Annotated in this window: 9 protein-coding genes; 6 read left to right on the forward strand and 3 right to left on the reverse strand. The window is 42.7% G+C overall.

The features are described from left to right. Positions 1-97 precede the first annotated feature (97 nt). On the reverse strand, positions 98-1,714 hold the full coding sequence (locus tag MD535_RS26185) for a VRR-NUC domain-containing protein (protein ID WP_265674354.1): 1,617 nt from the start codon (positions 1,712-1,714) through the stop codon (positions 98-100). Between the two features lie 457 nt (positions 1,715-2,171). On the opposite strand from MD535_RS26185, the gene aroG reads away from it, so the two are divergent. Beyond that, a complete protein-coding gene (gene aroG / locus MD535_RS08005) occupies positions 2,172-3,224 on the forward strand; it encodes a 3-deoxy-7-phosphoheptulonate synthase AroG (protein WP_265674355.1) in 1,053 nt (350 codons plus the stop codon). A gap of 146 nt (positions 3,225-3,370) precedes the next feature. Further along, positions 3,371-3,796: a hypothetical protein gene (locus MD535_RS08010; protein ID WP_265674356.1), complete on the forward strand. Its 426-nt coding sequence runs from the start codon at positions 3,371-3,373 to the stop codon at positions 3,794-3,796. Between the two features lie 162 nt (positions 3,797-3,958). Here the strand turns inward: MD535_RS08010 and MD535_RS08015 are convergent, their stop codons facing one another. Both MD535_RS08015 and msrB read right to left on the reverse strand, forming a co-directional pair. After that, positions 3,959-5,089: a mechanosensitive ion channel family protein gene (locus MD535_RS08015; protein WP_265674357.1), complete on the reverse strand. Its 1,131-nt coding sequence runs from the start codon at positions 5,087-5,089 to the stop codon at positions 3,959-3,961. Between the two features lie 266 nt (positions 5,090-5,355). Next, a complete protein-coding gene (gene msrB / locus MD535_RS08020; protein ID WP_265674358.1) occupies positions 5,356-6,495 on the reverse strand; it encodes a peptide-methionine (R)-S-oxide reductase MsrB in 1,140 nt (379 codons plus the stop codon). A 336-nt stretch (positions 6,496-6,831) separates the two neighbouring features. Here msrB and MD535_RS08025 point away from each other — a divergent pair, with 336 nt between their 5' ends. From MD535_RS08025 to MD535_RS08035, 4 genes are all read left to right on the forward strand, one after another. Beyond that, positions 6,832-7,230 (forward strand): OsmC family protein, encoded by a 399-nt coding sequence (locus MD535_RS08025; RefSeq protein ID WP_265674359.1) that lies wholly within the window; start codon positions 6,832-6,834, stop codon positions 7,228-7,230. Between the two features lie 83 nt (positions 7,231-7,313). Continuing rightward, positions 7,314-8,222, forward strand: coding sequence for a YdcF family protein (locus tag MD535_RS08030; RefSeq protein ID WP_265674360.1), 909 nt, complete (start codon positions 7,314-7,316; stop codon positions 8,220-8,222). Positions 8,223-8,409: 187 nt separating this feature from the next. Continuing rightward, positions 8,410-8,820 carry a hypothetical protein gene (locus MD535_RS26405; RefSeq protein ID WP_407077138.1) on the forward strand — a complete coding sequence of 137 codons (411 nt, stop codon included), beginning with the start codon at positions 8,410-8,412 and terminating at the stop codon, positions 8,818-8,820. Then, positions 8,821-11,580: a response regulator gene (locus MD535_RS08035; RefSeq protein ID WP_407077139.1), complete on the forward strand. Its 2,760-nt coding sequence runs from the start codon at positions 8,821-8,823 to the stop codon at positions 11,578-11,580. It abuts the gene before it with no gap. Positions 11,581-11,800: the final 220 nt, after the last annotated feature.

Here is an 11,800-nt window from a genome sequence, read left to right on the forward strand (position 1 = left end):
AACGCACTGGGCTTTGTTGTATTTAACACCATATATTAGGGTGCGGTTTACGATTGAAACACGAGAATCTAATAACGAATGTCTGATAACGATTCAGTTAAGGTGCCGCCGTTACGTAACAGACCTCATAATTAAGGTTAAGCTCGTTAAATACCTTCATCCAGCGCTTCTGATTATCTTGAAGCCTATCTCCCGGTCCTTTAACTTCACACCAGAACCACTGATTACCTTTGAACGCAATAAGATCGGGCATGCCGGCTTGATACGTTTTTAGATCAATCAGCATAGTTTTAAACAAAGCGGCGAGAACGGCGTTAGGAATGGTGGTGATCGCCAGCTCTATCCACTCTTTCTCAACCACATCCCAAGCGACAAATGGATTTTGCAGCCCGTATTTATCATCAATTATCGAAGTAAATTGACGGATTCCCGATGTTCGAATCTCTGCTAGTCGAGCGTCGATTATGTGTCTACGTTTTGTTTTAAAGCTATCGCGGTATAGGTCGAGTGGCTGGCGTTGATAAGGATTGATAAAAGCACCGTCGACCGGAGCAAAGATAATATCCCAAAAAGCGAGACCAAATAGGGTGTTCAGAAAGTGATTTTCTAGATAAAAAGTCTGCCAACCCTCACTAGCTAACGAGTCGAGAACTGCCCATTCGACACGTTGAGTACTCATATCTAACGTTACGGTTCGTTCTGGGATAGGGAATACCACCGGTTTGGGGTGAGAGGTATTGAGTTTCTTTGCGACGTGAGCGGCAAGGCGAAGGCCAATCTCTTGTTCAGGTACGCTTTTCGGATGTTCTAGTATCGATGTAACAAATGATTGGGCCTCAAGGAAATGTTCTTGTTTAAGGCACATCCTAGCGCAACGTTCTCGTGCTGGTGGTAACTCGGTTTGTTTTAATAATTGGATAGCTTGATCATAATTGTTGAGACGTTCCAAATCTCGACCTACAGCGTTAATCAGTTTACCCGCGAGTCGAGTAGGATAGCTACCCATCGTTGTAGGGATATGTAGGGAAAACTCTGTCAGAGACCTCTCGCATGCTTTATCGATATCTTTATACTGTGCCAATAACGCGTGAAGCGTCATCGTCGTATCAATATCTTCTCTTTTATTAAACATGCGAGTATTGGGTGAGATTTCATAGTTTTCAAAACGATGAACGCCAAGATCGTTGAGTACGAATTGCGCAAACTCTTGATGTTGGTTACCAAAAAAAAGTAGACAGAACAGCTTGAGCTTGTCGTTATCGACTAACCGGAGTGTTGTAAAAGGAAGATTGAGCGGTGGATGGTCACTAAGTGCTGAAAGTTGTCGCAGGAGTTCCGGTTTGCGTGCCGTTTTCGGTAGCTCTGGAAAAAAAGACAAAATTTCGGCTTTAGTAAGCAATGTGCGCGCCAAGGTTACTACGTCAATATTCGTCGTATTAATGAATTGCTCGTTCACCAACTCGTCGATGCAATTATTCATTGAGCTGAGTTCAGAGTAGTGCAACTTGTCACTACGAAACCATTCCCCTTTTCGTGTCATTAACCGTATGAGTAGACATTGCGCATCTTCTGTTAGCGCTCGAAAACGCACTAACCAAAGGTGCTCTTCATGATGAAGAAGGTCAGCATATAAATGTTCTACATGGATTAAAAGTTTTTGAAAATTAGCTAGATAATATTTAGGCGCAAGCGTAATTTGAGATGATATTGACACGGGCACCCTTACGGACACTTGAAGATATGAATTAACGTCCGAACTACTATGTAAGTGTTCAAAACAGAGAGTACGGTACTAACTGGTCGAACACACATCGTAGCGCCAAACTGAACGGTTCTCAAGTAGAGTTGTGGTGACCATTGCAAGCTCATGGCAGTGTCGTGATAGACGCATTCGAGCAATGGTTGGAACATATGTTTTGTCGCGGTTAACAAATAATTATTTGTTCGGCAGGGTATAACTGGTGAATTATTAGTCACTTAAGGTGTACATAGTTCTTTACGTTGCGTCATTAATTAAAAACAGGTGGTAAATTTGCCTTTTTTTAAAATTAATGATTGCACTATTTGCTGCAAGCAGATAAGTTACCAACAAAGAGCACGACATAAGTCACATAATGGAGTGTACATCGTGCTTGATAGTCGTAGATACAAAGAATAGGAAGAAGTAAGCAATGTTCCAAACTGATGATGTAAGAATTAATAAAGTAAAAGAACTCCTACCGCCAGTCGCGGTACTAGAGAAATTTCCAGCGACAGAAGTTGCTTCTTCGACAACCTTTAATGCACGCCAAGCGATTCATAATATTTTGTCCGGTGATGACGATAGACTACTTGTGATCGTTGGCCCTTGTTCTATTCACGATACGGAAGCGGCAGTAGAGTATGGCAAACGCCTTAAAACGCTACGTGATGAGCTTGGCGACAAACTGGAAATCGTTATGCGTGTGTATTTTGAAAAGCCACGTACGACGGTTGGTTGGAAGGGCTTGATCAACGACCCATACCTTAATGATACCTTTAAAATTAACGATGGCCTGCGAATGGCTCGTAAACTTTTGCTCGACTTGACGGATATGGGCATGCCGACGGCGAGTGAATTCCTTGATATGATCACACCTCAATATGTGGGTGATTTAATCAGCTGGGGTGCCATTGGTGCTCGTACCACGGAGTCGCAAGTTCACCGTGAATTGGCTTCAGGTATTTCTTGTCCAGTTGGGTTTAAAAACGGTACTGATGGTAACATCAAGATCGCTTCAGACGCTATTCGTTCTGCAAGCGCCTCTCACCACTTTTTATCCGTTACTAAATTTGGACACTCTGCGATTATCGAAACTGCAGGCAACAAAGACTGTCACTTGATTTTACGTGGCGGAAAAGAGCCTAACTATAGCGCAGAACACGTCAGTGCTATTAAAGATGAACTCTCGGCTTCTGGTTTACCTAAAAAGGTTATGATTGATTTTAGCCATGCGAACAGTTCGAAACAGTTTTCTCGTCAGAAGGTTGTTTCTGAAGATGTATCCGCACAACTTGCCGCTGGAGAAGACGCTATTTTTGGTGTGATGATCGAATCTCACCTTGAAGAAGGGCGTCAAGATCTTGTTGATGGCGTTGCGGCTAAGTATGGTCAATCTATTACCGATGCGTGCATTGGCTGGAATGACACAGAAGCGGTACTTCGTCAGTTAGCAGACGCAGTTGTTGCGCGTCGTAATGCATGAAGAAAAAGCGGTGACTAGTTTGGTCTGCTAAACCGATTAACTAGAAACCGGCGAACGAAGCCTCTACTACCATAGAGGCTTTTTTATTTGATATTTACCGTATGTCATGTTTTAATTTTGCATTGATAATATGACTAGGACAAATAATGAACAAGCATACTAGTACTTTAGTGGCGGCATTGGCTCTTGTTTGCACATTGCCGGTGACAAATTCAGCTGTCGCTGCGCGAACAAACGACGTTTTTTCGTCGGAAGCATTATGCAAGGCGGGATTAGCATTGGCTCTAGATAAGCAACCTAGAGGGATTAATGCAAGAGGTGGCAAGCATTCTCAAGTCTTGCTGTCACTCAAAAAAGGCGGGAATGACTGGGATTACCGTTGTGATGTTAACCGTGGTTCAAAAACGATGAAGTTAGAAGCTAGGGACATGAAACGCAATGATGCCTATCTGAAACAGGCCATTCGCTATGACGTGAACAATGGGGGGCGCTCGGTCGAAGTGAAGATGAAAAGACGTAAAGGCAGCATTAAGACTGAGCAATACCAAGCGGTACAGCTTAATAATAGTTAGTCGTGCGACGTAATGACATTAGCCGAAAATGAATAAGAGGTGATTCAGGCTCGCTTGTTATTGGTAGAGTGTGATAGCTCAAGAAAGGGACGTTATAACTTCGCTTTCTTGAGCTGAAACATGTGGTTGTCATGGCCTCAATAACTGACTAGTGCAATCAAACTATTTGCTTATGATTGAGTTTGGAAAGGTCGGGTTGTTATTGATGACGTCTGGGTTTTCGGACAACACCTTTGGGTCAAACTTCAACGTTTGAGTAGGGTAGGCGATGTCAGCTTCATGCTTATGAATAATTGCCATAATCTGCAGGAGTACATCCTGTTTTACTTCATGGTAGCGTGCCCAGTTTACCGTCTTCGTAAACGCGTAAACAAAGAAATTGAGCGATGAAGTACCAAAGGAATCGAAGTTAACCATTAACGTTTGTTTGCTGTCGATATCGCGATGGTTTTCTAGCATCGTTTTGATCTCACCGACAATAACACTGACTTTGTCGCCATCGTCATACCGAAGCCCAATCGTCTCAAAGATGCGGCGATTAAGCATACGAGACGGGTTCTCAACAACAATGTTACTAAATACAGAGTTTGGGACGTAGAGGGGTCTCTTATCAAACGTACGAATAATGGTCATTCGCCAACCAATTCTTTCTACTGTCCCTTCAATATTGCGATCAGGAGAGCGAATCCAATCACCGACCTTAAAAGGACGGTCGAAATAAATCATCATGCCGCCAAAAAAGTTTGAGAGTAGATCTTTCGCGGCAAGACCAACAATCAAACCACCGACACCACCGAACGTAAGTAGACCGGATAAGCTAAGTCCTAAAGATTGCATCACCGTTAAGATGCCGATCGTAAGGAAGAACAGTCTAGCGACCTTAGCAATGGCTTGGACTGTGGTTTCGTCTCGTTTCTTTTGTGCGAGAACGTGTGTTTCGACGTTTTGAATGAGACGAAGTGAAATCCAAATGAAGATGGCGATAACAAGCAGTAAATCGACTTGTCCAATCCACTGACTATCAATTTCAGAGTGCGCGGAAATAATTAGGCCGATAGAAATCGTCGCCGGCCATAGCCAAATTAACGCGCTAATCGGTGAACGAACCGCTCGGATAAGGAGATCGTCCCATTCTAAATGGGTGTGTTGCGCTAATACTTCAATACGTCGATAGATCACTCGCCATGCAATCCAAGCAATGAAACTCGACACTGTGATTAATAGGACATTACTTAACCAATCATAACCGAATGATTGTATGTAATTCTGTAGAACATCCATGGAGCTGTTCATAGGGATAAGACACCTTGTTTGAATTTCGGCCTTCGCTAGTGAGTGTAGAGTCTATCGAAGGTTTGAATAGTCAGATAATACGGGATATTTAGGCGGTTTTGTATTGAGTCACTGTATTTTATTCGTTTTAGTGTCCTTTGGGTATTTTAGGATAGAGCGCAAGCAACGGCCGGTCAGTGGAAAGGAAGCAATGAAGAGAGGAACACTACGCTGTACGTGAGAGAGAGAACAGGCTGAGTTTATACAGCCTGGTTAGAGGTGATGTTTTATTGATTGAATAGCGGTAAGAACTCATCATAGCCAAGTTGGGCGAGCTTTGACTTAGGAATAAACTTCATCGCCGCGGAGTTCATGCAATAACGTAGCCCGGTAGGTTTAGGTCCATCTTTAAAGACATGCCCAAGGTGAGAATCGCCGATACGGCTTCTTACTTCTGTGCGTGGGTAAATCAATTTAAAATCCGTTGTCGTGACAACATACTTATCACTAATTGGTTTCGTAAAGCTTGGCCATCCGGTACCCGATTTATATTTGTCGGTCGATGAAAACAGCGGTTCTCCAGTCACGATATCGACGTAAATACCTTCTTGTTTGTTATCCCAATAAGGGTTGTCAAATGGTCGCTCAGTTCCGTCTTCTTGTGTGACGTAAAACTGCAGCGGCGTTAACGCCTTTTTGATGGTTTCTTCTGAAGGTTTCTGATACCGCTTGGCATTGGCACTGCCATTTTTATTATCAATCAGCATCCTTAATGTCATAGGCATTTCTTGGCGATTTTCGCCAAAGATCTCATCCAAGTATTGGTCTCTACCTGAGTTATAGCGGTAGTACTTATATTTGAGGCTACTTTTTTTGTAGTAGTCCTGATGATACTCTTCTGCGGGCCAAAATTGAGTGTAAGCGATCAGTTCTGTCGCGAGTGGTTTTTTGAAAATACCTAACGATTCAATGTCTGACATAAAGTCTATCGCGACCTGTTTTTGTTCGTCGTTATGATAGAAAATAGCGGGCCTATATTGGGGCCCTCGGTCGACGAAGGACCCTTTACTGTCGGTTGGATCAATGTGTCGGAAAAATTGGTCTAGGACGTTTTCGTAGCTGACAACATCCGTATCATAGGTTACCTGAATGACTTCGATATGCCCTGATTTACCGCTCGATACTTGTCTATAGGTTGGGTTTTCAAGATCGCCTCCTGCGTAACCGGATACTACGCTGATCACACCAGGTAGTTTTTCTAAGTCAGATTCCGTACACCAGAAACAGCCACCAGCTAGCGTGGCGATATCCGTACTTTTAGCCGCGACTGCCTTTGTTGAGTCAGCATTGCCGGGTTGGCTTGTCAGTAGGAACACCAGCGGAGTAGCTAATACTGCTGCGGCTAATAGTTTTGAAAATGTTTTCATAAAGACCTCAATCGCTTAAACATCATATTGTTCGGTTAATAAGACAGGGCCACGAAGCAAAAAATTTCAACCGTTGTGAAAATAGTACGCGGTTTTTACGCGCTTAATTTTACGCGCTTATAGTGCTGCGTACGTAGAACCTAGATAAAAAGAACAATACTTTCTCGTCACTCTGCTTTGTTGTGATTGTATTTTTTCTAAATAAAGTAGGTTCGAGTAGCAATCTTAGAAGTAGGGATGTTAAAGTGGAACCGTTGATGTTGGGGAGTAACAACGAATAGAGCTTCCCAATGATGGTCGTAATAACACAGTAATATGAATCGCTTAGAGGCAGATATGCAAGCAGAAGTAAAATGGGTTGAAGGATTTAAGTTTTTAGCAGAATCCCAATCTGGTCATGCTATGGTAATGGATGGCAGTGGCGGCAAAAGTGCACCTAGCCCTATGGAAATGGTGTTAATGGCTGCTGGTGGATGTAGCTCTGTTGATGTTGTTGATGGTTTAAAAAGTGCGAGTCAGAACGTGACAGGCTGTGTTGCTAAGCTGTCTAGTGTTCGACGTGACATGGCACCAAAGATTTTTACTCAAATCAATATTCATTTTGAAGTCAGTGGCGAACAACTTGATCCGGCGATTGTGGCTAAAGTCGCGAAGGACTCATTGGAGAAGTACTGCTCAGTATGCTTGATGTTGGGCGAAGGTGTTGAGATGACCCACAGTTGGGAAATTATCTAGTTACTCATAATAAAATTGATAACAGAACGACTCTAAAAGTGGTGGTGAACGTAAATAAACTTTTTACAGTGGACTCTAATACTATGACCGCCACCGAGTTCGACGGTAACGCTGTTCAGAATAATAGACGAGAAAACCCGCAAACTAAATACGAAGCATTGCTCATTGTTCTGGGTAAACGTCTGAACAATGACCAACTTACGGCAGAAGGTGTTTCGAGAGTAGACGCGTTGATAAAGTACGTCTTAGAAAATGACTGTTCTAAGACGATTATTGCCTTTTGTGGCGGTATAACGGCTGATCAAACGATGTCTGAATCTCAAGCTATGTACCAGTACTTTTGTCAGCAGTTGCCGGCGTTAGAACTATCGCTCCTTGGCGCGGTATTGCTTGAAGAGCAATCCACGAGTACGGTTGAAAATATCCAGCACTTATCTCAAGTTGTGATTAGCAGTGGTCTGCTCGTCCCCGGTTCCAGTATTCCGGTACGCTTTATTTCTAATGACTATCATCTAGAGCGGCTAATCGATATTCAGAACTATCTTGATGAACAAGGGCTGCTCAAACGGTTAGTGACGAAGTGCCGAATTCACGGACTAATGATGAAGATTGTTTATGACATATCTGATCATGTTGCGGTCCCTTATCCTCACCAGACCCCGCAGGGTTATGCTTTCTTAGCCGCAGATGAATTAACGACTTATCGTGTATATTTAGAAGGAGTAAGGAATCACGTTTTTGAACGCCCACTCTCTGAAGTAAGAGAAATGCCGCTAAACACAGCTATGAAGGCATTATGCCATTTGAAAGAGTATGGTCGGCGTAATAATGACCAGCTTGTGTTTAGGTCTATTAAAATCTTAGACTCCGCTATTAAGTCGACGTGCCCGGAGTGTTCAACCCAAGTATTACGCGATAGCCTAGCGCAACTAGATAAAACATTGACTCTGTTAAATCGCTATCTTGACCCAGAAAATAACGTAAAGCGCTAGGACTGTTTTGGCATCGCCCTTAGCAATGAATAATTAGATTAATTACTCTGCTAAGAGCGTTAAAATTCGACAAGAAATACCTCTAACTTCATATAAATGCGAAAATAATTGCCAATTGAGTAGAAGCTCACCGATCCTGTTCTAAACTCACTATTAATTGAACTTTCGTTTAGCAAGTGGAATGGTGATGGTAAACTTTTGGAATAGTCTCTCGGTAAAGCGAAAAATATTCTCACTAGTAATACTGCCTGTATTACTCATCCTTTATCTCGCGTTTAGACAAGTGACAACATTGAACACTCAATTAGCCAATTTGGAAAAAGTTGAAGAGCTAGTTGTGTTTTCTCAAGTCTTATCCGATCTTCAAACTAAAGCGCATTTAGCGCGATTAACCAGTGACCCTGTTGAAACGACTGTACAATATGATCGACTTGTCACGTTGTCCGAATCGTTGTTTTCTGGCGAAGAGCTTGAACACCTTCAAGGGCTTATTGCGGATTATCAGGAAAGCATCACCTCGATATCGGATGCGCAAGATGCTGAAGAAAAAAGGGAAATTGTTGAGTGGCAAGTCGATACGTTTGGGCAAATTTTATGATTGCTTGAAAAAGCGCCGCATGGTGGCGCAATTGCGGCAGTCGATGGTCATATGACCGCATTATCTCAACTCGAGTGGTTGATGTTTTGGGCAGAAGAGGAAAACTGGCAAATACAACAATTGATTGATTACCAAACTGATCAAGATCGTATTGAGATGCTTAAAGATGAAATTCGAAGCCTCACTCAAAGTCAGCAATTATTTGTTGAACGATTTGTTGCGATTAATGCTGACACCGAACAGGTCGCGTTACTGCTAGGTACCTTTTCAGATATTGCTTTTCAACAGAGTAGTCAGTTTCGCGGCACGTTGCTTAGCAGCGATAAACCTAATGCCTTACCTGTTGCCGAAGTGAATATTGGCATAAGCGCACTAGCGCTGCGTTTAAATTTGATACAGTCTGTTGCTGATTCCATCGAGATGCAACTTCGCAATGAAATTGGCGCATTGGTTGGCACCTTTGAACAAACGCGCATGGTTTTCTTTACTGGTATCGGGCTTCTTACTGCTCTGGTTATTTTTACGGGGGTGAACCTTGCTCATCGAGTCATTAAAAACCTAAATATAGTATTGAAATATCTAGAGGGCGGAGAACAAGAGCAGCAAGTTTCGTTAAGTGATCGCGTACGTGGCAATGATGAATTGAGCCGTTTTGCTCAAGAAGTTGAGCGACTTACGATAGAGCGACAAGAGAGTCAGAAGCGACTTCTTGAAGCAAAAGAAGATGCTGAGCAGGCCAAGGAAAATGCGATTCAAGCCAGTAAAGCAAAAAGTAGCTTCTTGGCGAATATGTCTCATGAGATTCGTACACCGCTAAATGGGGTAATTGGCATATCAGAGGTGTTATCAGATACCGACTTGACGGCCACGCAAAAAGATTATGTCGACACGATTGAAACCTCGTCTCATTTGTTGCTTAGTCTTATTAACGATATTTTAGACTTCTCAAAGATTGAATCTGGGATGTTACAAATCAACCCTCACTCCACGTCGATTCGTGAATCCATTTATGATATTGCATCGATTGTTGCTCCGAAGGTTAAAGAGAAAGGAATCCAGCTCAACGTTGACATTGATTCAACAATACCGTTTAGGGTATTAGCCGATGACCATCGAATACGCCAGATCCTAATGAACTTTATGTCTAATGCGGTGAAATTTACTAGTGAAGGTAGCGTTAGCATTGGCGTGCATCATCAAGGTGAGCAAGACAACATGGCGAGCTTGGTCTTTGAAGTAAAAGATTCAGGGATAGGAATTGATGAATCACGACAGGCGAATATTTTTGAAGCGTTTGCTCAAGAGGACGACTCTACAACAAGGCAGTTTGGGGGGACTGGACTCGGTTTGGCCATTAGTACCCAGCTTATTGAGCTAATGGGTGGGCACATTGAACTGGATTCTGAAAAAGGAAAAGGGAGTCGGTTTTATTTTACACTGAACTTACCCATTGATGAACGTACCTACCAGCATAGTCATGAACTCAAATTTGATGAGCTAGTGATGGTTTGTGACGATCTTGAGTACGAGGAGCGAATCAGACGAGATCTTACTTTTTATAATCTTGATATAGCGAGAGTGGTACCAAATCTAGCAAGTCTGCAGCCGTTTACTATGAACAAAAGAACGATTGTTATTTATGTGGAAGGTGGTTCCGTTTCTTCCAAGCACGATGAAGACAGTTTTGCTCAGTTGAATTCGCATCAGTCAGCAATTTGTTTAATCAGGCAGTTTGAGAGTGTTAATCGAGATTTCGGGCGAAATATTAGTGCGCTCATTACTTATCCGCTGCTGGGAAGTCGCTTACTCAAATCAATAGACGCGTGTTGTAAGGCGATCGAGCAAGGCGTTCCTTCGTTTACAAATAACGCTTTACTGACAGAAAGCGTCTTTATATTGCTCGTAGAGGATAATCTCGTTAACCAAAAAGTGGCGTCGCTGCATCTTAAAAAACTTGGCTACGACTATGATATAGCGAATAACGGCTTAGAGGCGGTTGAGCACTATAAGTCAGGTAAAAATTATAGTGTGGTATTGATGGATTGCATGATGCCCGTTATGGATGGCTTTGCAGCGACTAAGGTTATTCGGGATTATGAAACAGCAATAGATGCCCCACGAACTCCCATTATCGCATTAACGGCGAGTGTGGTGGATGACGATATTCAAAAGTGTTTTGATGCTGGAATGGATGACTACGTACCGAAACCATTCAAGGCGGAGATCCTTAAACAAAAATTGGTGAGCAGTGTAGAAGTCAAGGCTGAAAATATTGCTAATCAAGCGTCTCACCAGCAGTCTACTAAGGTCAATGATGGAGGTAGTGACGAATCCCAAAATGCTGGTGACAAAAATACGTTTGCCTCCCCTGAGTTAGGTGCGGGGGAGGCAATTCGGGTATTGTTAGTGGAAGATAATATGGTTAATCAAAAGGTCGCATCGCTACATCTTAAAAAAGCTGGATATGACTATGTCATTGCTAATGACGGCCAGCAAGCGCTAGATATCTTCCAAAACGATCCCAACTTTGATGTGATTTTGATGGATTGCATGATGCCGGTTAAAGATGGCTTTACAGCAACCAAGGACATTCGGAGCTACGAGAAGCAGCAAGGGATGTCCCCAACGCCAATTATCGCGTTAACGGCTAGCGTTGTAGATGATGATATTCAAAAATGTTTCGATGCCGGTATGGATGCGTATGTTCCAAAACCTGTGCGGCGTGAAAAACTTTTCCATGAGATGCAAAATTTGATTTAACTCGTGTCAGCTTTTGCTTTTATATCAATAACTGGCGCCATTCTTGTGGCGCCAGTTATTATTTAGATTTGTAAAAGAGAGGTTTGGCATAGCTTCTTCTAATAGAAGCGGTTTTCTTATGAGTTGGAAGGCTGTTGTATGCACAGAAAGCTTAGGAACAACTCCAAGGCTAATGACTTGTAAATACAAGACTTCTACACTATCGCTTCGCATGATTCTT

Origin of the sequence: Vibrio qingdaonensis (assembly GCF_026191675.1) — a bacterium.
Taxonomy (GTDB): Bacteria; Pseudomonadota; Gammaproteobacteria; order Enterobacterales; family Vibrionaceae; genus Vibrio; species Vibrio qingdaonensis.

Bases quoted from the DNA above. Each gene is read 5' to 3' on its own strand.
- aroG (WP_265674355.1), top strand. From the start codon at position 2,172: ATGTTCCAAACTGATGATGTAAGAATTAATAAAGTAAAAGAACTCCTA.
- MD535_RS08010 (WP_265674356.1), top strand. From the start codon at position 3,371: ATGAACAAGCATACTAGTACTTTAGTGGCGGCATTGGCTCTTGTTTGC.
- MD535_RS08015 (WP_265674357.1), bottom strand. From the start codon at position 5,089: ATGAACAGCTCCATGGATGTTCTACAGAATTACATACAATCATTCGGT.
- msrB (WP_265674358.1), bottom strand. From the start codon at position 6,495: ATGAAAACATTTTCAAAACTATTAGCCGCAGCAGTATTAGCTACTCCG.
- MD535_RS08025 (WP_265674359.1), top strand. From the start codon at position 6,832: ATGCAAGCAGAAGTAAAATGGGTTGAAGGATTTAAGTTTTTAGCAGAA.
- MD535_RS08030 (WP_265674360.1), top strand. From the start codon at position 7,314: ATGACCGCCACCGAGTTCGACGGTAACGCTGTTCAGAATAATAGACGA.
- MD535_RS26405 (WP_407077138.1), top strand. From the start codon at position 8,410: ATGGTAAACTTTTGGAATAGTCTCTCGGTAAAGCGAAAAATATTCTCA.